The organism is Clostridium sp. Marseille-P299, from assembly GCF_900078195.1.
In the GTDB taxonomy this organism is placed as follows: domain Bacteria; phylum Bacillota; class Clostridia; order Lachnospirales; family Lachnospiraceae; genus Lachnoclostridium.
Map to the genome: position 1 here is coordinate 2,017,084 of NZ_FJVE01000007.1, position 21,377 is coordinate 2,038,460.

The 21,377-nt window shown below is 32.5% G+C and carries 23 protein-coding genes and 1 pseudogene; 4 read left to right on the forward strand and 20 right to left on the reverse strand.

What is annotated here, in order from left to right; genetic code table 11:
* Window positions 1-128: 128 nt before the first annotated feature.
* The 6 genes and pseudogenes from BN4220_RS16690 to BN4220_RS16715 all read right to left on the reverse strand — a co-directional run.
* Window positions 129-722, reverse strand: a pseudogene (locus BN4220_RS16690) (class I SAM-dependent DNA methyltransferase); the annotation flags it as partial.
* Window positions 723-1,005: 283 nt separating this feature from the next.
* Window positions 1,006-1,767, reverse strand: coding sequence for a hypothetical protein (locus BN4220_RS16695; protein ID WP_066719099.1), 762 nt, complete (start codon window positions 1,765-1,767; stop codon window positions 1,006-1,008).
* Between the two features lie 41 nt (window positions 1,768-1,808).
* Window positions 1,809-3,110, reverse strand: coding sequence for a PDDEXK-like family protein (locus BN4220_RS16700; protein WP_066719108.1), 1,302 nt, complete (start codon window positions 3,108-3,110; stop codon window positions 1,809-1,811).
* A 301-nt stretch (window positions 3,111-3,411) separates the two neighbouring features.
* Entirely contained in the window at window positions 3,412-4,284 is an 873-nt protein-coding gene (locus BN4220_RS16705; protein WP_066719112.1) for an NERD domain-containing protein, read from the reverse strand.
* Window positions 4,285-4,350: 66 nt separating this feature from the next.
* Window positions 4,351-4,863 (reverse strand): kinase, encoded by a 513-nt coding sequence (locus BN4220_RS16710; protein WP_066719115.1) that lies wholly within the window; start codon window positions 4,861-4,863, stop codon window positions 4,351-4,353.
* A gap of 147 nt (window positions 4,864-5,010) precedes the next feature.
* A complete protein-coding gene (locus tag BN4220_RS16715) occupies window positions 5,011-5,601 on the reverse strand; it encodes an HD domain-containing protein (protein ID WP_242867810.1) in 591 nt (196 codons plus the stop codon).
* Window positions 5,602-5,782: 181 nt separating this feature from the next.
* Between BN4220_RS16715 and BN4220_RS16720 the strand changes: the two genes are divergently transcribed.
* Complete coding sequence (locus tag BN4220_RS16720; protein ID WP_066719120.1) at window positions 5,783-6,322, forward strand: cysteine hydrolase family protein; 540 nt, start codon at window positions 5,783-5,785, stop codon at window positions 6,320-6,322.
* A gap of 266 nt (window positions 6,323-6,588) precedes the next feature.
* On the opposite strand, the gene BN4220_RS16725 is transcribed toward BN4220_RS16720, so the two are convergent.
* The 8 genes from BN4220_RS16725 to BN4220_RS16760 all read right to left on the reverse strand — a co-directional run bounded on the left by BN4220_RS16725 (window position 6,589) and on the right by BN4220_RS16760 (window position 12,149).
* Complete coding sequence (locus tag BN4220_RS16725) at window positions 6,589-7,254, reverse strand: nitroreductase family protein (RefSeq protein WP_066719122.1); 666 nt, start codon at window positions 7,252-7,254, stop codon at window positions 6,589-6,591.
* A gap of 11 nt (window positions 7,255-7,265) precedes the next feature.
* Window positions 7,266-8,075, reverse strand: coding sequence for an N-acyl homoserine lactonase family protein (locus BN4220_RS16730; RefSeq protein ID WP_066719125.1), 810 nt, complete (start codon window positions 8,073-8,075; stop codon window positions 7,266-7,268).
* Window positions 8,068-8,430 (reverse strand): ArsR/SmtB family transcription factor, encoded by a 363-nt coding sequence (locus BN4220_RS16735; RefSeq protein ID WP_066719128.1) that lies wholly within the window; start codon window positions 8,428-8,430, stop codon window positions 8,068-8,070. Before BN4220_RS16735 ends, BN4220_RS16730 begins: the two co-directional genes overlap by 8 nt.
* A 348-nt stretch (window positions 8,431-8,778) precedes the next feature.
* Complete coding sequence (locus BN4220_RS16740; protein ID WP_066719131.1) at window positions 8,779-9,315, reverse strand: DUF402 domain-containing protein; 537 nt, start codon at window positions 9,313-9,315, stop codon at window positions 8,779-8,781.
* Window positions 9,316-9,384: 69 nt separating this feature from the next.
* Window positions 9,385-9,675 carry a DUF2087 domain-containing protein gene (locus BN4220_RS16745; RefSeq protein ID WP_082812360.1) on the reverse strand — a complete coding sequence of 97 codons (291 nt, stop codon included), beginning with the start codon at window positions 9,673-9,675 and terminating at the stop codon, window positions 9,385-9,387.
* A gap of 122 nt (window positions 9,676-9,797) precedes the next feature.
* Entirely contained in the window at window positions 9,798-10,280 is a 483-nt protein-coding gene (locus tag BN4220_RS16750) for a GNAT family N-acetyltransferase (protein ID WP_066721096.1), read from the reverse strand.
* A gap of 51 nt (window positions 10,281-10,331) precedes the next feature.
* Window positions 10,332-11,084 (reverse strand): DUF2087 domain-containing protein, encoded by a 753-nt coding sequence (locus BN4220_RS16755; protein ID WP_066719137.1) that lies wholly within the window; start codon window positions 11,082-11,084, stop codon window positions 10,332-10,334.
* Window positions 11,085-11,519: 435 nt separating this feature from the next.
* Entirely contained in the window at window positions 11,520-12,149 is a 630-nt protein-coding gene (locus tag BN4220_RS16760) for an NAD(P)-dependent oxidoreductase (protein ID WP_066719140.1), read from the reverse strand.
* 263 nt (window positions 12,150-12,412) lie between these two features.
* Between BN4220_RS16760 and BN4220_RS16765 the strand changes: the two genes are divergently transcribed.
* Window positions 12,413-12,739 carry a winged helix-turn-helix transcriptional regulator gene (locus tag BN4220_RS16765; RefSeq protein WP_066719142.1) on the forward strand — a complete coding sequence of 109 codons (327 nt, stop codon included), beginning with the start codon at window positions 12,413-12,415 and terminating at the stop codon, window positions 12,737-12,739.
* Window positions 12,740-12,853: 114 nt separating this feature from the next.
* On the opposite strand, the gene BN4220_RS16770 is transcribed toward BN4220_RS16765, so the two are convergent.
* Together BN4220_RS16770 and murA are read right to left on the reverse strand one after the other, a co-directional pair.
* Complete coding sequence (locus BN4220_RS16770) at window positions 12,854-13,228, reverse strand: VOC family protein (protein ID WP_066719147.1); 375 nt, start codon at window positions 13,226-13,228, stop codon at window positions 12,854-12,856.
* 46 nt (window positions 13,229-13,274) lie between these two features.
* Window positions 13,275-14,585: a UDP-N-acetylglucosamine 1-carboxyvinyltransferase gene (murA, locus tag BN4220_RS16775; RefSeq protein ID WP_066719150.1), complete on the reverse strand. Its 1,311-nt coding sequence runs from the start codon at window positions 14,583-14,585 to the stop codon at window positions 13,275-13,277.
* Window positions 14,586-14,816: 231 nt separating this feature from the next.
* Here murA and BN4220_RS16780 point away from each other — a divergent pair, with 231 nt between their 5' ends.
* Together BN4220_RS16780 and BN4220_RS16785 are read left to right on the forward strand one after the other, a co-directional pair.
* Window positions 14,817-15,404, forward strand: a complete 588-nt coding sequence (locus BN4220_RS16780) for a hypothetical protein (protein WP_066719152.1) — start codon at window positions 14,817-14,819, stop codon at window positions 15,402-15,404.
* A gap of 356 nt (window positions 15,405-15,760) precedes the next feature.
* Entirely contained in the window at window positions 15,761-16,582 is an 822-nt protein-coding gene (locus BN4220_RS16785) for an alpha/beta fold hydrolase (protein WP_066719154.1), read from the forward strand.
* Window positions 16,583-16,682: 100 nt separating this feature from the next.
* On the opposite strand, the gene ltrA is transcribed toward BN4220_RS16785, so the two are convergent.
* From ltrA to BN4220_RS16805, 4 genes are all read right to left on the reverse strand, one after another.
* The gene (gene ltrA / locus BN4220_RS16790) at window positions 16,683-18,095 is read right to left on the reverse strand and encodes a group II intron reverse transcriptase/maturase (protein ID WP_066713335.1); all 1,413 of its coding nucleotides are present in this window, start codon (window positions 18,093-18,095) and stop codon (window positions 16,683-16,685) included.
* A gap of 508 nt (window positions 18,096-18,603) precedes the next feature.
* Window positions 18,604-19,050: an acyl-CoA thioesterase gene (locus BN4220_RS16795; RefSeq protein WP_066719157.1), complete on the reverse strand. Its 447-nt coding sequence runs from the start codon at window positions 19,048-19,050 to the stop codon at window positions 18,604-18,606.
* Between the two features lie 116 nt (window positions 19,051-19,166).
* Window positions 19,167-19,934, reverse strand: coding sequence for an NADPH-dependent oxidoreductase (locus tag BN4220_RS16800; protein WP_066719162.1), 768 nt, complete (start codon window positions 19,932-19,934; stop codon window positions 19,167-19,169).
* Between the two features lie 159 nt (window positions 19,935-20,093).
* Window positions 20,094-21,239 (reverse strand): iron-containing alcohol dehydrogenase, encoded by a 1,146-nt coding sequence (locus BN4220_RS16805; RefSeq protein WP_066719166.1) that lies wholly within the window; start codon window positions 21,237-21,239, stop codon window positions 20,094-20,096.
* Between the last annotated feature and the right edge of the window lie 138 nt (window positions 21,240-21,377).

Consider the following 21,377-nt stretch of genomic DNA (forward strand, 5'->3'; position numbering starts at 1 on the left):
AGTGTTAATAAAAATGTTACATTTGCAGGCATAAAAAAAGAGCCGGTTCTAAAACCGACACCCTAAACGACACCCCGACACCCTTGTGCCTATGCCGCATTTCTTTGTATTAAATAGCGAGTCTTAATTTCAAATACTCTACCCTTATAAGGCTCTATGATTTCTACTAATGTACGTACAATACAAGAAGGAGTATAGAATTCTCCTCCTAATTTTCCTTCTGCACTGGCAAATTTGCTAAGAAAATATTCATAAACTCTTCCTAATACATCTCGTTCTTTTGCAATATCCGTACCTACTTCAATATTGGCAAACAGTGTGACTAGTTCACCTAATCTAGTTTTATCAAGTTCAGGTCTAGAATAGTTTTTATTTAATACACCCTTTAGAGTGTTATTTTCTTTTTCAATTAATTCCATTGCACGATCAATTACCTTACCAATATCAGGTGAAGTAGCATATGCTTCAATTGTACTCCATCTAGCCTCTAGTGGTACGTAAAAGATACTTTCAGCAGTATATTCATCTTTATCCTCTTCAAAACCAGAGCCTTCTTTTACTAGCTCCAAATGTTTTTCATTAAAAGAATCAGATACATATTTTAAAAAGATAAGTCCAAGTACTACATGCTTGTACTCAGCAGCATCCATGCTTCCACGTAACTTATCTGCAGCTAACCATAGTTTATCTTCAAAACCCACATTTGTCGTTCCTGTTGCCATTTTAGTTCTCCTATCTATTATCTAACAAGTTTTTCTTAATATAATAATTGTTGATGTAATTGTAACATTTATCATAAATTTTTACAATTAATAAGTAAATTCTACATAAGTCATCTAGAAACTTAATGATCTACGTTACGCTAATTTTAGCCTTTAAGTCATAACATTTAAAGACGCTTAAATTTATCAACATACCACATCTCCTCAATTATTATACGTAAAAAAAGTCCAGGCTTTTGGCATGAACTATTATACTTTAAATAATGATCTAACTGAATGAGATTCATTCATCAATCAAGATACAATGATCAACCTTAACTCTAGCATCATCCTTAATTCGTAACATTATATTATTTCCACTTGACTGACATTGATTATAGTAACCATACATTGTTAATATCGCATGTTTTAAAAAGCATCGAACCTTATTTGCTTTACATCCTATACCATCTTTATTATCAAAGATAGCTTTTTCAATAGGAACTCGAAAAACAACGCCGTAATATTTTGAGTTATCCTTAAATTTTCTCCACAAATCCTTTCCAATGAATCTTCCTATATTTTCAATCACCTCTGGTCCTCGCTGAAGGTCATCATAATAGCCGTCTGAAGTTTCTTTAATATCAGGCCAGAATGCAAAACCATTAACACAAAAATCGTTTTCATCTAAATAACCTAATCGTCTTGATAACAAATGAAAATGCCTTTTCGATAGTATTTCCTGAGGTGTAATAATTTTTGTATTATAGTAAAACTCAAGATTTCCTTCTTTCTCTTTGAACTCAATACCATTTTCTTTAAGAAAACAAGAAAGAGGATTTTCACATAATAATAGATCTCTTAATGGGAATAACTCTGTTGGCTCTGAAAAGTGACGTGCTAAATGATACACATAAATTTCTTCTATTGCATCCAAATCTGCATATTCGGTTATTAATCTATCAATAAGATTAATAAATTTATCCCAATTTAAGTTTTTACCATTAATACACTCACGTTCATATTTACATAATTTTTTATAAATAAACACCTCATCAACATTCATAATGGTACTTCCATTCTAAAAATGGTTTATCTTTTAAGTTATCAACTAATACTCCGTCTTCTTTTAATATTTATTAACTCAGTAGACAATTTTTCTTCAAATTTTTTAATATCCTTTAATGCTAATATGGTCTTTTCTGTAATATCCTCTTCGTTGTTATCTAAATCATCAAATTTGAACCATTTTGTACTAAATAAGCGTTTATATTTAAAATTGTTTTTATTCTTGTCGTTAGGTTTTAAGATACTAATTATTTTTTGCATATTTTCCATTTGATTATTTGGAACATTTAAACCGCCCACTTCAAAAACCACTCGAAATCTATCCTCTTTTATATCGAACCAATAGAAATAAATTTGCTGTGTATTCCATGAACTATTTTTCTCACAAATAGGAGTAAGGTATTGATCCATAAAATATGTATTAAATCTAAGAAAACTGTTAGAACAAATAGATGAATCAAATATCAGTTCATTACGCTCTGCCTGTTCTTTCAACACTTTCATAATACACTCTGAAACTTGGCTTCTTCCATCAACACGGTATTCATATATTAAATCCAAAGCCTTCTTGTGTTTTTGATATATTTTATTACAAATTTCAATTAGCCTTTCGTCTTGCACAATATCTCTCCTCAAAGTATCTAAATAATTTTTAATAATTAATTCTACATCAGGTAATAAGTTTATCTTCCTTTTTGTAGCTTCCAATACTTCAACTATATCAGTATAAGTTAATATACTCCAATTTTCAACATCACTTGGTTCTTCTCCATCTGGTGTTAAATATATATATATCCGTTGATATTCAGGATATTCTTTTTCTAAAATATTTCTGTATCGATTCAACTGATTGCTATGCTCACGAGAACCAATTTTATTTTCTATTGCAATCAAGATACGATCGTCCTCTGATACAAGAAGTAAATCTATATTTTTCCACTCTCTATAGATAATAAAACTATAAAAATCCATTAACAACAATTGAAAAATATTATACTTACCTTCCACATCATTCTCTACAATTCGTTGCACAACACCTTTAATAAACAGATCTCCTAAACCATGATTTTCATTTGGATTCAAAAGCCATGAAAGCATATTGCTATGACGAATTTCTGTTTTTGAGACTTTAAGTACGTCAAATATATTAAGCTTGCTTGTCCAAGGACTTAATTCATCCAAACATTCAATATCTAGTAGAAAGTTCTGTAATGCTTCTTCGTCTGTTTTATTCAATTCATTATAGTCATTACATTGAATGGGCTTGTAATTATTTGAAACATTGCTAGCTGTCGCTGCCCCTATTTCTACTTCTTGTAATTCCTCTTTTGAAACGCTCATTGGCTCACCTCTTTTGTATATAAAACTTGCTTTTTTTCTTATTGATGGCTACAAAATCCTCTATAAACTACCATTATACTTATTGGTAATATTATACCATTATTAATGTTTTAATTAAATGTTTTTTCTCTGTAATGTCTAACTTAACTATCGTTTAAACTCTTAAATTAATTTTTTGAAGTTACTTTAACATCTTAATGAAGGATGTTCTTTCCAAGATATGAATTCATCTATTAAAACTAAATTTTTAAATTTATATATTCTTGGTACATCCCATAAAACTTTGGTATTATAGATTATTTTAACGAATAAACCTACACTTAGGATAATTCGAACATCCATAAAATTGTTGTCCTGCATTCATTCCCTTTTTAGCTGTTCGTAATACTAACTGCGCGCCACATTTAGGACATATCGGGGTTGCTGATATATTTTCATCCGTTGCGTTATTAATGCTTACGTCATCATTCTCTAAATTAGGAGTTTTATAATTCTTTTTTATGTTTTGAACATGTTGAAGTTTCTGTTCTTCAGTCACCTGTGTGAATGGATATAATTTATTATATAATTCATTAATTTCTTCCATACTCAATTTCCTACTCTGTGTGTTTTCTACCTTATTAACAGCACTTAATATCATATGTCTATTTATCACCTGTACGTCTTGACTAGTTACATTAATCTTTTTTAATGTACATCTTTCGGAAAATGCAATGATAGAATAAACTGGAATCTCCTCTCCCACTATGTTACGCAACCATTTAATATGTACCTTGTTCTGTATGATAGGATTAAAGAAACGTTCTTTATGGGACCGGCCTCTCCCCTTTGGTAATACCTGTGTCCAATTTTTTGCTTTTTCATCTCCAAAAATCCAACCACTATAATTTTTACTTTCAAAAACATAAATTCCGTTGGAATTAATAAGAAGTACATCAATCTCTGTTGTTTCTCCATTTTCCTTTGGTAGATAACAGTTAAACAGAAATTTCCCTCCCATATTTTCATGATTACGAAGTCGATTATAAATCTGGTATTCCCCATTCCGACCCGCATCAAATATTGTAAACAAAAATGGATTATGAGTTATCTTATAGTAGCTTCCTTTTTTGAATCGGTTATTCTTAGAAAAATATATTCCAAAAATTATTAGTATACTTAAAAATAATAGCATACAATTTACTTCTCCTCTAAAATACATATAATTCTGATTAACTTGTATTCACTTAGCAACTTAACGTTAAAATAATTCATTCACTACATCCTGAAAAATCATATCCACAGTCTTATTCAAACTAAATTCTGTAGTTATTATCTTTTCTGGGATAATATCAATGTAATCTTTTTCATTCCACCAACGTTTCATTTCTTCTTCTCCAAATTCATTGCAATTTGGCTTAGTTTGATGGCGTTTTAGCGTCTCCTCAAAAGGTACTTCGTAGTAGTATGCATAAATCTCTTGACCAAATTCCATTTTGATTTGTTCAAATAGTTCTCTATACCAGTCCGCTTTTAAAATTCCTTCCAGAATAACAATATCACAATTTTCCTTACCATACTTTACAAGTTCTATGAGTAATGGAAGTGCCTTTGTTTCTATCCCATCTTTTACATATAGAATTTCCCTTCGTATCACATCTTGTGATATTAGTAATGTACCGTGACCAAATTTTTTCTGCAACAATCTTGCTACTGTAGTTTTACCACTTCCCGAGTTACCTCTAAGAATTATTATTTTAGCCTTCTTATCCATATTTTTTTCCCTTTATATTATATTTAGTTAATTTATTGCACTTAACTTCTCGCTATTAAGATTATTAATGTAAAAGAGATTTAAGCTCTCTATTATATAAAAATATCTTTAAACACTTCTCATAATAATTTTTGTTATTCATTCTATTTATTGTATTGATTCTCTAATTTCCGGAAGTATGTCATATAAAGAACAATTCATTTTAGCTTCAAAATAGCTTTTGAATTCGTAAGTAGCTATCCATCGTAAAACAGTAAACGGAAATACACCATATCTTATTGTGGTATCAACAAAACGCTGTTCTAGAATACATAATCTATCTGGTAATGCCAAAGAGTCACATAAAATAATCAGCTTATCATAATCAGTATAGTTATGTTTACTAATAAATCTCTCCATCTCTTTTTGATCTTCTTGATCAATATCCATGTTTCCAATATCCTGATATATATTTTTTGTTGGATAAGAATGCGTCAAACAAATACCTGCGACTTCATTCCAATTTTTCGATAACATATAACGATATCCATCTATAGTATGTTTTACGGCAGAAGGACCATTTCTTCTTCCTATATCATGAAGTAATCCTAAAATATACGCTTTATCTGCGTCTAGATTACATAATTGCGCTATCGTTTCTGCTGCTTTTGCTACATTTTTAGAATGATTAATCCACGGACCAGGATTTAATTCATTCGCTAATTGCAATTCTAATTCCGCTTCCTTTCTTGTTGGCAACAATAATAGTTCACCTCTTCCACTTAAAATGTACTTAATAATACTTCTGACTTTATATTTGAAATAATACCATATTATCCCACTTTATTCATCCTTAAAATCATAATTATTTAACTTTCCATTTCATCAAAGTAGTGATATAATCATTCATTAAAAAATATTATTTGAAAGTGAGATTAAAATGGTTCTATTAGTCGTTGATACACAAAAGTTAATCACAAATGAAAACTTATATAAGTTCAATACGTTTGTTTCTAATGTAAAGGATCTGATACATGAAGCACGGGAACACAGTATTGAAGTAATCTATGTTCGCCACGATGATGGTATTGGAAATGAACTAACAAAAGGAATGGTTGGCTTTGAAATCTATGAAGAATTCCAACCAATGAACGATGAAAAGATATTTGATAAAACGGTTAACAGTGCTTTTAAAGAAAGCGGCTTATTAGAATACTTAAGAGAAAAAGGAGAAAACGATATAATTATCGTTGGGCTACAAACGGATTTTTGTATTGATGCAACAATTAAATGCGGGTTTGAACATGGTTTTCATATTATCGTTCCTGCATATGCAAATACAACAGTAAATAATCAATTTATGTCAGCTGAACAAAGCTATCAATATTACAATGACTTCATGTGGAAAGGTAGATACGCAGAATGTATCACTATTGACGAGACAGTAAAAAAAATGCGTTTGTTTAATTTCCATGCTTAACTGATTAGAAACATTTTTAAGCTAAAATATTAATTATAATAAAAATATGTGTAAAATTGATTGAAAGGATGTGTCACATAAAATTTACATATGATATATCCCTTCTTTCTATAGACTTCCTTTTCATCATATAAAAAAAGACCACCTCATAATGTATACACACTATAAGATAGTCTTTTAAACGAGAACAACAAGATTTATTAATAAGTCTTAGAACAAACGGTAACATTCATTACAAATGTCCCCGAGATGTGGTAACCCAATATCTATTCCCATATAAAATTCTCTTTTTGGGCACCAATTTCAAAATGGTACTTCGCTATTCCAAGATCTATTTTACTATAAAAACCTATTCCTGCCTTTGCCTTCACTTTATTTTCATTTAAAATAAATTTAAACTTTTGCTGGTTCATTGCAGTTGGAGCAAGTAATGCGGCATCAATTCCTTTTCTAAACCAATCTGGTGCAGCACCATTTACTTTACACACATCCTCGTAAGACTTTGACTTACGTTCCACTCCTTGAGTCTTTCCATAACCAATGGCAATCACAACGCATAGTTTTTCACCTTTTTCAACGATAAATGCATCTTTAATTTTACTAAAAGTAAGAGCAACCCAGCAAGTATTAAGTCCAAGTTGTTGTGCATATAAGACAATCTTTTCGCCATAATATCCACATTTTTCTTCCAATTCAGAATTGTTTGTTCCAACCAGTGCTATATAGTTTTTTACACCAGAGAATTTACCATAGTGAGCCATAAACCCATCAAATGCTTTCTCTTCATTTAAAACTAATTGCATATGAAGGCCACTTTCTTTATTGCAAGTTGCTATCATTTGCTGTAATTTCTCTTTTGTTTCTCCAGTAATTTTTCTGTCATCATATGAACGTACAGAATGTCTCTTTCTCATTGCTTCTAAAATTTCCATACATAATCCCCCTATATTTCTATTGTGTGCGGCTTAATACTCGGATCATGAGTTGCTAAAATTGCTTCACAAGTCTGCTTCCTACTAATATTTTGAACCCACTTAAGAGAACGTATTGCTGCATCCTTATCGACAGTAAGTCCTGGTATCCATATTTCTTCCCATGACTTTTTCATATAACCTGTATCACCAATAATAGCAATAAATTTTTCTTTTCCTTGGATTAGTGTAGTAAATAGTCCATGAGAATGCCCTGGAGTACTTACTAATTGTATGCTTCCATCCCCAAATACATCAAAACTTTTACCAAAAGGGCCGATACCCTTGTTTGTAAATTCAAATGTACCAACTTCTACACCATTCCATAATTCGGGATGATATCGAAAACTATATCTTTTCATCTGACTATCTTGCCATTCCTCACGGGATACCATAATATTTTTTGCATCTTTTACAAGCCTTAATCCATCGATATGATCACCATCCATGTGACTAATGAATACATAATCAAGGTCAGACGTTTTATATCCTAACCTATCTAGCTGCTCATTGATTGCCATGCCTTTTGGTAAGTCTGCATAGCTAATAGGTAGCAAACCAAATTTACGTTTCACTGTAATATTTCGTTTGCTTGTATGCCATCCAGTATCAATTAATACCAGCCCATCGGGATGCTCTATCAGGTAAGTTGTTACAGGTAACCAAACTCGATGTTTGGCACTTCTAAAAAATCCTGTTACAGCGAATGGATTCTTCTGTTTTAAGGGCACTCCAATATCTACAGATACCCGCCCTGTTTGTAATATATGAATTTTAATCATCACCACTCCTGTCTGGAACATTCTTCATAATTCTTTTTATATCATTAAAAAGACGTATCATCTTATCAATTTCAATGTCTTCTGGGTCTAAATAGTAATAAATTAATGTTCCTTCTTTACGTGATTTTACAATCCCAGCATCTTTTAATATCTGCATATGATGAGATACTGCTGGTCTTGAAAGATTAGTTTTTTTAGCTAAGTCCACTACTCGAATACCACTACATTCGCTACTAAGCATAATTAAAAGTAAATGTTGCCTCGTCTCATCTCCCATAGCTAGTAGAGTTTTCTGACAAGCTTGAAGTTCTTCCCTTAATCGTTCGATATCTTCAATTGTATTCAAATCTTTCATTCACCTCTATCTGTTTAAACACTTAAACACTTGCATTATAACACAATTATTTTATCCCAAAACATCCGTAAAGAAAATCGAGATGGATAATTTTACGCTATAGAAACAAATGGGGAATTTCAATCTGCTTATGGATTTTATGTCATATGCATCTTTAATGGAGCGTTTAAAATATAAATCATTGATACTTTTATTATTCAAAATAAAATACTCCGTGAATCTTTCAATGTACTATTAAATCCATTCAAAGATTTCGCGGAGATATGTTATAGTTTATTATCCTGATATCAAATCTATTCTAAATTCTTTTTGTAATGTTAAGCTAAAAAAACAAATTGTCCTAAAAATCTACCTATCGCTATTTATAATTTCATAACAAGCATATGTAAATTCTTTAAAGCTGTTTACATTAGATATTAAACCACTCTTTAATTTATCACTCGTATCAATTGCCAATTGATATTGTTTACTATTAATATCATTCTCTTTCAAAGCTTGTATTAGCTCATCCATATCATCTTCGATAATATCTCCATTTGGATAAACCACTAAATCCAAATATAAATCATCAAAATATGGGATACCATCTTCCATTCCTTGACTTGCTATCATATCGATATACCATAATAATATTTCTGAATTTTCATCCATCATTGCGGTAATACAGTAATGATCATTCTTAGGCAAAATAGTTAACCATTTTAATCCTTTATCGCAAACAATAATTTCTTCTCCGTTAAACTTCCATATCTGTGGCTCATCCACTTCTTCAATATCAATTAAACCTATGTAGCCATTCAATAACTTATTATTCACCGTAATACCCGTTATTTTTTTTGATTGAATGCATGTCCATTCCTCATAAGATAAACTACTTCTCTTCATATAAACTCCTTAAATTTACATTTATAGCTGAGGTAATTATATCCCAATGAATACCATCTTTCAATTGTATTATCCCATTTTCACATCGGGCTGTATTTCCTCCACCCAATATGCAGATCCATCTCTCATCCGATTCATAAAACCATATACAATTAACTCTCTACGAATTAATTCATGGTCACTAAAGGATAACCAATTCATAATGATTTCATTTACTTCTTTTTCTTTATACTTTTTATTCCTTTCAAAGTGCTCTGTTATATAAGCCAGAGCCACCATTCTTAATGATTTTTTAGAAGGATACTGTTTTAATTTACCATTCTCTGTCAAGTACCTTTGTAATAACTCTCTATAATCCATATCTTATTTTTAGTAGTAGACTGTATAATATGTAGCAAAGTATTATAAAATAAACATTCTTAACTTCTTTGAAACTTTTTACTGTCTACTACGTTCTCCTTTTTTATCCTACAAATTGAAATTTATATTATCAATTCCATAAGAATATACTCATCTTCATTAATGGTGTTAAATTTATTCTTTGACCAAAAAGCATAACTTTGCGGATTGCCTTTATCAACTCCAAGACGTACTTTTTTAAAACCTAATGATTTTAAATACGCTACGATTTCTCTAATAATTTTTGAACCAATACCTTTATTTTGATACTGTACATTTGTCATAAACAATCCAATAAAAGCTGTTTCTTTTGTAGGGTAATCGAGAATTAAATCCATAATTGCAACAAAAGAATCACTTTTAAAAAAACCAATATAAAATTTATCATCATAACTTTTTCCTGGCGGTAATGCTTCCATGTCTTCTAATATACTTTCCTTTGTAACAAAAGGAGGATGATACTGATAAAAAATATGATTTTTGCAACTCATATCATATATCATTTCTACATCATTTCTATCTAATTTACGTACATAAAACCTTTTAGATAAAGAATCAATTTCCACACTAATCACCTCATAAAATTGCATTAATCACTAAAGATAACATACTTATCACTACTCCTTCACACGATAAACTTCACAGTCCGCAGATCTATCCATAAAACCATATTCAATCAAAGCTCTGCGAATGGTTGGATAATCTTCTTCATATATTCGTTTTAAAACCCTGTTTACTTCTGCCTCTGAATACTCAACATTTCTTTTAAAATTCTTCATAATTTCACCAATTAAAATAATCTTTTTCTTTGCTTTCGCTGGAAATTGTTTTAATGCACCGTTCTCGTCCATATATGTAGCAATTGTCTTTTCACGGTCTTTATCTGTTATGTTATAACGTTCATCTACCATAGTAGCCGTCATATGAATATCTTCAATAACACCAGTATCGCTCTTTTCAATTGTATTACTAGTTTCTTTCTCCAACGAACTCATGAGTGCTAAGAATAATTTTGCTTGTTTTTCCTTTTCTCGAAGTTTAAAACGATGATTTCTCACTGTTGATGGTGCAATTCCAAGCTCATTTGATATATCTTTGTCGGAATTTCCCTCCATGATTCGTTTTAATATTTGCCTTTGAATTTCTGAAATTCCCGTTATATTTAATTCCTGATTTAATAAATAGCTAGCTATACTGCCATGGCCATTTTTGATGTGTTGCCTAATAGCACCATACGAGTCGTATAAAGAATTATCAATTTCGTATATTCGTCCTTTTTCATATTGTCTACCACACATAACGCAGACTAAATTATTATCTTTTTCAGCATATCCATCTAATATTTCAGACATTGTGTAATTCCAAATCATAGTATCACTTCCATTCTTTTTTATTTAATATAACAAATAATATATGTTTTGTCTACTATATAGTAAACATATAATAATATTGTTTGTATTATTCTGATATATCATGCGTATCCGTAGTGGAGTTTTTTACTTTACAAAATGCTCTGATATTTAAAAACATGATCAAATGGCTTATTGGTAAATATATTCATATCTTGCATCTAGCATATTTTTTTACATTGTAAATATGACTATATTTTACTGTTTTCTACTTTTGTAGACTTGTGGTTATTTGTTCATTCTACAAATATAGACTTAATATGCTTGGTATATTCTATTTCATTGAATTTAACATATATATTTTCTACTACTGTAGACTTTTTTATAATCTTATAATTCTACATGAAAAAACCCCTTTACCAAGCTAGAGGCAAAGGGGTTATATTATTGTTTATATTATTCAGATACAACAGAAATTCGCTGCTGAACATGATTTCCTTCTACAGCTTCATCAATCATAGCAATCGCATAATCAGCATAGCTGATTACACTTTCTCCTTTAGAATTCAATATCAATTCTTCGCCACCTAGAATATATTTTCCAGATCTTACACCATCTGCTTGAAAATCTCCAGCAGGGCTAATATAAGTCCATTTAACATCATTTCTAGTACGTAGTTTATCAAGTGCAACTCCCATGTTTGAAGCTAATGGTTTGAATACATCAGGAAAATCTGGTGCATCCATAATCTGCACAGTATGCTCTGGATTCACATAAAGGCTACCAGCGCCTCCAACGACTAAAAGTCTTGTTTCCTTGCCACTAAGAAGATCACAAAGGTGTTTCAAAGAAGTACTGTGTTGTGGCAATTTCTCAGGTTCCCATGCACCAAAAGCATCAATTACTACATCAAATCCTTCCAAGTCGGCTGCAGTTAAATCAAATAAATCTTTCTGAATTACCTGCTTTGCTTCACTCTTATTCTCTCCTCTTACTACTGCAGTTACATCAAGACCTCTTTCTACTGCTTCCTTTACAATCAATCTTCCTTCTTTTCCATTTGCACATACAACTGCTATTTTCATATAATTTTCCTCCTTTAAATTTCTTAAACTTCGTTTGGCTATAAAATATTACCAAGCCATAGATACAATTTGCTAAATACGCTTAAATGTCTTTAAGTTATTATTTCAGCTGTTTTTTTAACTTGTTATTTAAGCTCATATTTAAAACTTGTTTTTTATTGCTTCTGAGATTATAATAAATCCATACAGCTATATTGTAAAGTAAGCACCTTTTTGTGCTATAGTTACCAAATAGATACTATTGTGAAAAATGGAGGTTTATTATGGATAAAGAATTACCAAATTGTCCAGTTGAAACAACTCTTATGTTAATTAGTGATCGATGGAAAGTTTTAATTATCCGCGATTTATTAGAGGGAACTAAACGCTTTGGAGAACTAAAGAAATCGCTTGGAAATGTATCGCAAAAGGTTTTAACCTCTAACCTACGTTCTATGGAGGAAAGTGGACTTTTAACTCGCAAAGTATATGCAGAAGTCCCACCACGGGTGGAATACACCTTAACTGAAACTGGATATAGCCTAAAGCCAGTTCTTGATGCAATGTTAGAATGGGGTAACCAGTACAAAGAAAAGAGAAAAAATGCATAAGAAAAATCCTGCATACAGCGTATCTCATCATGCTGTATACAGGATTTTTTTATATCTATTTCATCTCTTTGAATATACAGAATTTAAATAACGTACTGCATACATAATGTTTTACTAAATAAATAAACACCAATACACCCCATATTTGTCAATAAGTGCTGCATTGTAAGAACTAAAAAAACTTGAACCTAGCGGATATAAGACGTTACCGCCTTCTTTCATTGTTTCGTATGCCTGCTTAATGATATGTTCCTCTCCTGGTTCAAACTGCAAGCAAAACTGCATCGTATTACCTACGATCATTTCACTTTGATTTTCGTCCAATTCCCCTACTGCTATACTCTGTCCACAAAAATTAAGCTCGGAATGAATAATGGTTCCATCCTCAGCTCTATCACAATAACCAAGTTCTGCGTTAAATGCCTTTTTATAAAATTCAAAAGCTTCCTCCCTATTTTTTGTGTAAATTTGAAGCAATATTCTTCTCATAACTCCCCTCCCATCCTATATTCAAGTTTTATTTTAATTCATTTCATTACATACATTTCGCTTCAGGAATTTCTTCCGGATCTTCTTCATTCATAATGGTAATATCTGCTCCTAAATCAAGCAACTTTTGAAAGAAATTATCATAACCTCTTAAAATATGCTCTAATCCATAGATTTTAGATTCCCCATCTGCAATCAATGCCGCCATAACCAGTGCTGCACTCATGCGAATGTCTGTACCCTCCATTGTTGTACCATTTAACTTTTGTATCCCATGAATAGCAACCTGAGAAGGCATACTTGTATATAACATCCCCATTCTGCTCATTTCAAATAAATGATTAAATCTTACAGGGAAGATTACATCTTTAACAAATGACTTTCCCTTACAATTTATAGCGTAAACGGTGGCAAACGGTTGTAGATCCGTAGGGAATCCAGGATATGGCAATGCATCAACATTGATTGATTTTAGTTCACAATTTGTAGCATCAACGATAATATCTTTCTCTTTTATTTCTATTTTCGCACCTGAATCCGATAAAATCGTTATTACAGACATTACATGATCTGGATTTGTATTTCTAATGATACCTGAGCCTTTTGATGCCGCTATCATAAATAAAAAGGTTCCTACTTCCAAACGATCAGGTATAACCTCATGAATGGTTCGATTTAATTTTTTTCCCGATGGCATAATATGAATCACAGGTGTCCCTGCACCAGTAATTTTGACACCCATAGAATTTAATAATGTAGCCATATCCACTATTTCAGGTTCCATAGCAGCATTATAGATAATAGTTTCACTAGTGGCTGAACTAGCTACTAACATAGCATTTTCAGTTGCGCCAACACTAGGAAATCTTAAAAATATTTTTTGTCCTTTATAAGGAAATTGCGTTGCCTTGCATTTCACACAACCTTCGATAATTTCTGTCTCAATCCCGAACTTATTAAATACATCTAAATGAATATCAATCGGCCGGTTGCCTATCTTATCTCCGCCTGGAAGTGGTACGGATGCCATACCAAATTTAGCAAGTAAAACTCCAAGAAATAGATTCGATGCTCTAATTTTTGAAACATATTGTTTGCTTAATTCCGAATAAACCATTTCACCTTTGATTTCTACGTTATTATTTTCACAAATCATCTGAATGCCAATTTCACTTAATATTTCCTTCATTGCATCTATATCAGATATCCCAGATACATGTGTTAATTTACCAACACCCTCGCCTAAACACATTGCTGGTATTAACGCTAATACTGAATTCTTAGAACCACTAACTTCAACCTCGCCCATCAGTGGATTTCCACCGTTAACTTGCAAATAAGTTTTACTGTTTATCATAATACACAACCTCTCCTATTACTTTTTTCTCTTTATCACTTCTAAAATATAAATATTCAAAAATAACATATATGTTATTTATTTAAAATAAATGAAAGCGATATAGTGTTATCCCAATTTAATTATTTTACTATTATTTTACATGGAAATCAATGTAATTTTAATTCTTATAAATTTGTGAAATACTAAACTCTAACTACACTTTTATGATATCGAAGTTTTGGAGGCATAATGTATCAGAAATTCAGCAAAAAGCATTGGGATATCTTTAGTTTGTATATAATTCCTATCTCTACGATTTTATTTGCAGGTCTGGATGGATGGACTTCATCCAATTTTTCTAGTATTGCTTATGCGAAAAATAAACAGATTGCTTTTTTAGTATGGGGCTTTTTAACCGCTTGGTATTATAATGCTTATTCCAGATACTTGTTTCGTATTGTTAACTTTAATGGAAAATTAGCTATTACGTTTCTTTGGGCTGCTACAATAAGCTTGATTTTTGCTATTACAACCCCCTACATGCCGGATGCGTTACCACAACAAGCGAAGTTACATTTTATATTTGCTTTTTGCTCACCTTTACTACTGCTATGTAGTATCATTTGTTTTCAAATTTATCTGGAAAGAATTAATAAAGCTAGGTTTAAACGTGCCAGATTGGAACTTACAATCATTGTCGTGGTATCCGTAATAACTCTAACTTTAGTAGGGTTTGTGAGTAGCTTACTTGAAATATTTGTATGTATCAGTGTTTGTTATTATTTAAGAGTGACTCATAAACGTATTGAGAGCGAAAAAATACAAACGGTGAGTTAATTTTGTAAAAATAGCAAGGATTTTGTTTTTTAAATTAAATTATTAATTTTATTTAAAAATAGGTAACAAGGCTTGGTATTAACAGGCCTTTTTATTATGTCATTAGAAGCTGTTATGAATGTAAAAATACCACCAACCGTTATGATAGATGGTCCCTTTATACATGGATTTTTGATTTCAACACTTGAAAATCGCTTTTGTTAAATCAAACCATAACAAAACGGTGTTTATACATACTCAATACAGCTATATTATTTACTATTAATTCCAATAATTAACTTGATAGTTGTACCAAATTGACGATATAATTAATTAAAAGTTTTCGGTTAAATATATAAATAATGAGGGGGTTATGTATGATTGCTACTATTTGTAACGTTAAAATTCATTATCATGTAATCGGTGAGGGAAAACCTATTTTTATATTACATGGTTTACGTTGCGACCACAAATTAATGTTAGGATGCATGGAACCATTATTTACGAATAAGTTAGAGTATAAAAGGATTTATGTTGATTTACCTGGAATGGGACAGTCTGATGCTCCGATTGAATTTTGTAGCTCTGACAAAATTTTAGAACTATTAATTTCTTTTATTAACACTTTAACAAATGAAAATTTTCTATTAGTGGGTGAGTCATATGGTGGTTATTTAGCACGTGGAATTTTATCACAAATGCCAAATCGTACCAATGGATTACTGCTATTATGCCCTGTAGTAAAGCCAGAACATAGAGAAAGAAATATCCCAGTAAAAAATGTATTTATCTCGGATGAAGATTTTCTTTCAACCCTTTCTGAAAATGAAAAAATAGATTTTTGTGAATTCGCAGTTATCGCTAATCAATATACATATAAACGATTTCAAGATGAAGTTGTGGCAGGGTTAGAAATTTCAAATAAAGATTATATAGAGAATTTATTACAAAACTATGCATTTACTTTTGATGTAGATGAAAAACTACATCATTTAAAATATAATAAGCTAGTTCTATTTATTACTGGACGTCAAGACACCAGTGTTGGATATCATGATTTATGGAATTTAATCGAAGATTATCCACGAGCTACTTTTTCAGTTTTAGATATCGCTGGCCATAATTTACAATATGAACAACCACTGTTATTTGAATGTTTGGTTAAAGAGTGGCTGAACCGAATTGAAATACAGGCATAAAAGATAGTAAGATCAATCGAGTAGGAGGAAATTCATTAATTGAATTTCCGTCCTCTCACACCACCGTACGTACCGTTCGGTATACGGCGGTTCAATAAGATTACCTTATTTGCGAATATCTTTCACTAAGTGTTATAAAACCTTGTTCTCTAAGATATTTATTGGTAAGAGTTGAATTTAAGATTGGGCTATTGGAGATTCTCCAGTAGCCTTTCCTTGTATTCGCATGTTCCCATGCTTTCCAATTCTCTACCCCTAGTTTAACTAAGTTATCATGTTTCGTTTTAATCTTTTTCCACTGTTTCCAGTAACAAAGACGTAAACGTCTTCTTAGCCACTCATCAAGTTCTCGTAAAGTACCTTTCATATCTGCTAGTTTGAAGTAACTTATCCAGCCAACAATTAATTGTTTTAGTTTAATAGCTCTGAGTTCCATACTCATTGCATTACTTCTTCCAGTGATACTCTTAAGTTTTCCTTTTAACTTCTTAACAGAAACTTGATGTACTCTTATTCCCATTTCACCTTTCTTATTGTAAAAGGTATATCCTAAATATTTTAGTTTCCATGGTCGGTCTACCTTACTTTTCTCTTTGTTAACTTTAAGCTTCAAGTCCTTTTCTATAAACTCCGTGATACTTTTCATAACTCGCTCTGCTGATTTCTTTGATTTCACGTATACATTGCAATCATCTGCATAACGGCAGAACTTAAGTCCTCTTCGTTCTAATTCCATATCTAGTTCATGCAACATGATATTACTTAATAGTGGAGATAAGTTCCCACCTTGAGGCACTCCTTCTACAGTAGCACTTACTAATCCCTTTTCCATCACTCCTGCATTTAGATACTTCCTTATCAGTCCGATTACTCGTATATCCTTGACTTCTTTATAAATCAGCCCAATTAACCTATCGTGGTTGACAGTATCAAAGTACTTTTCTAAATCTATATCTACCGCCCATTTATAGCCTTCATCCATGTATTCTTTACATTTTAGAATTGCTTGATGCGCGTTTCGATTTGGTCTAAATCCATAACTATTCTCTGAAAATTTCTTCTCAAAGATTGGCGTTAGTACTTGTGATACTGCCTGTTGTATCACTCGGTCTACTACAGTTGGTATCCCTAATGGTCTTGTTTTCCCGTTATCCTTTGGTATCTCTACCCTTCTTACGGGATTCGGTTTATAACTTCCATCTGCTATGGATTGCTTAAGCTCTTCGCCATGACTTCTTAGATATGGTAGAAGTTCATCTACTCCCATCTTGTCGATTCCATGACTTCCTTTATTCTTCTTTACACGTTTAAAGGCTTCATTTAGATTTTCATTACTAATGATTTTCTCTAGCAATCCATAGTGATATTCTCTTCGGGCGTTCTGTCTGTTATCCGACGTCATAGAAATGCTCGGCGCCTTTGCATAGCTTTCGAGTTCCACTCTATCCTTTTGCAAATGACCTGATTCTGTATTCAGTTGTCTGCTGTCATCACATTTCTTTGTTTCTTTCAAACTTTCAAAACCTCCTATTGTTCAGTCCTTCCCATAGGTCGTCGACTACCTCCGGTACTATGACCTCTGCTGACTTCTTAGTGTTCAGCCATACATCACTGCATGGGTTGTCATTTCAGAGTTCACTTCCATGACGTATCACTAAGACCTCCCCAGGTAAGAACGCAATCTTCCTCTCCATCTATCTGCCACATTTACATTAATTAATTTCGAGTAGTTATTGGACTTCGATTTGTATAGCAATCTTATCCTTAATTAATGCCTTGTATGTGATTTCTGTTCGTCAGACCAGAGATTTGCCCACGGACTTCCTTCAGATTCGCCCTCACGAACGACACCCTTGTCTTAGGCTATACACTTGCCACTACTAGGCTGTGTTAGGGACTTTAACCCATTAGATTGCGCCCATGCTGGGCACACTATAAAAATGTCTGCAATGAGCTAATTAATTTGCACATTGCAGACATAATATTTTCAAGATAAGTAACCTTAAAAGCACAATTTTATATTACCTTGATTCTAATTCATTATTTCCTGCTTCATATACATCCATAAACATATCATATAACTCTGGTAGTGCTTTCTTTAAAGAGGTTGGACGTTTTCTAACACCATCATAATAACAATGCTTACTTTCTCCAACAGCACGCACTACATGGGTAACAGCATCGGTAACTTGATACTGAATTGTCATTTTAAAAGGTGTCAACTCCGTTATCTTGACTGAAATCTCTACTGTTTCATTAAATTTAGTCATAGAACGATATTCACAACTAATACCTAATAAAGCAAAATCAATCCCTACTTCTACAGATTTTTCATAGCCAAATCCCATTTGCTCCATATAATCAACTCTAGCTTCCTCAAACCAATGAATATAATTTGCGTGATGAATGATACCCATTTGATCTGTTTCGTAATATTGTGCTTTTCTAACATATGGCTTAATTTCCATTATATCCTCCTTACAAGCGCTATGTAGCTATATTCTAGGTGAAATATTTTCCAAAGTTTCCTTTATTTCATCTTTGCCTAAAACATATATTCTTTGTTGCATATGTATATATGATATTATTGCCCATTAATTTTTAAGTCAAAACCTTGTTTTCTGATTATATTAAGAATTTCTTCACGTTTTGGTATATGGCTCGTTAACCTAGTAACAACTTGATTGCTAAAAGAATCTACTCTCCTGTTCGCATCTCTAAGGTCATAATAAGTTTGCATAGCTTCGTCATACTCACTTATTTCCTCTAAATAATTTTCATATGTTTTATAGTTATTCTCAAAAACACGAAATTTCATATCCATTCTAGGTTTTAATTGTGGTGCCTGATTTGGATATCCAATTCCTAATCCAACCACTGGAAATGTTAGTTTTGGAAGTTTAAGTATGTTACATATTTTTTCACTATCATTTAAAATACTTCCTAAATATACAGTTCCAAGGTCCATTGCTTCAGCGGCATTCACCATATTTTGAGCCATAATACAAGCATCGGTAAAAGCAGAAAAGAAACGATCCATATCTTTTGAGCCATCCTCGTTGCAATTCTTTTCTTTTGCAATGAGACTATTTCGATACTGATCTACAATAAAGATTAATAGTTCAGGTGCTCTAGCTACATATTCTTGATTACATACTTTTGCGATTTCTTCCTTTATCTTTTTATCAGTAATTCGGATGATGGAAGCAGCTTGCATTCCTGTAGAGCTTGCTGTTCTTCTACCTACCTCCATTATTTGTTCAAACATATCTACTGGTATTGGCTCATCCTTAAATTCACGTATTGTTCTATGGTCTAACTGTTTTTCTATCATTTTATTGTCAATTTTCATATTGTCCCTCTTTTCGTAAGTATTCCTTTTATATTGTAACAATTTTTTAGTAAAAAATCAAAAAGAATACTGACTTATAATTTGTTAACAGCAATTGTCCTAATCCATAGGAAACACAAAAGGGCGCTACTCCGCCCTTTTGCTTCATTGGAACCATCCTTACAGACATTCCATCAAAATATCATAAATTTCATCCCGGCTTAATTCACGGGGATTACACCTAATAATATTAGTGGTATCAGCCACCTGACGTAATAGCTCTGGCGTAATCTCTACTTTGGACTTCAATTCTCCCATTCTAGTGGGCAAACCACACTCCTTGATAAAGTCAGCCAAAGCTTCAATACCGACTTCAGCGGTATCCACTCCGAATACAACCTTTGCAAACCTGGTAAATTTATCAGGCGCATCCTTCACAATATGGCGATAATATGCGGGATGAATCACCGCCAGACCCTGCCCATGATTGCAGTCGGTGTAAGCTGCCAACTGGTGTTCAATCTGATGAGCCTGAAAATCAGTCAAGCGACCACATTTGAGAATACCATTTTCCGCCATAGCAGAATCCCACATCAGATTGCTTCGAGCCTGCATATCATTGATATTCGTAAGCAAATGACGCATATTGACTACTGTATTCCTCATAATTGCTAGAGCCACATCATCAGACACATTATCCTGATCAGAGCTGCCTAAATAAGTTTCCATTCCATGACTCAGTGTATCAAAAGCACCAGAGAGCACCTGCATAGGCGGTACGGACATGGTATACGCCGGATCTAGGACAGCAAAGGCTGGACTGGATCCAAAAATCGGCCCCTTCCACATTTTTTCTTCGTGAGTTATCACTGCGCCTGCATTCATTTCTGCGCCGGTACCGGAAGCGGTAACAACTGCACCCAATGGAATCCCTGCTACCGGAAGTTTACCTTTACTATACTCCATGTCCCAAATATCCTCGTCCAACATAGCCTGAGCAGAAACCACTTTACAGCAGTCAATCACACTTCCCCCTCCAACCGCTAAAATGAAATCTACATGTTCTTCACGAACAAGCCCAGCGCCTTCCTGTACTTTGGCATAGGTAGGATTCGGCATGATGCCAGAGAAATCCACAATTTTTTTACCTGCCTGCTCAAGCAGTGCCTTTATTTCATCATAAACACCATTCTTTTTGACTGAACCGCTACCATAGGCTAGCAGAACAGTTTCACCAATCTTGCCAAGCTCCGCATGTAATGCTTCTGTTACTATCCCTTCACCAAAATATACCTTTGTAGGATAAGAATATGTAAATTTGTTCATAGTAAATACCTCCTTCTATTCATTTTTAAGCTTTTGAAATACTACATCTACAAAGTCCTCGCCACTTCATTCAGCAGTACTCTTGATTTCTTTCCTAATTCTGTTGTACAATGCAATTGTATCAACCGATAGTAACAA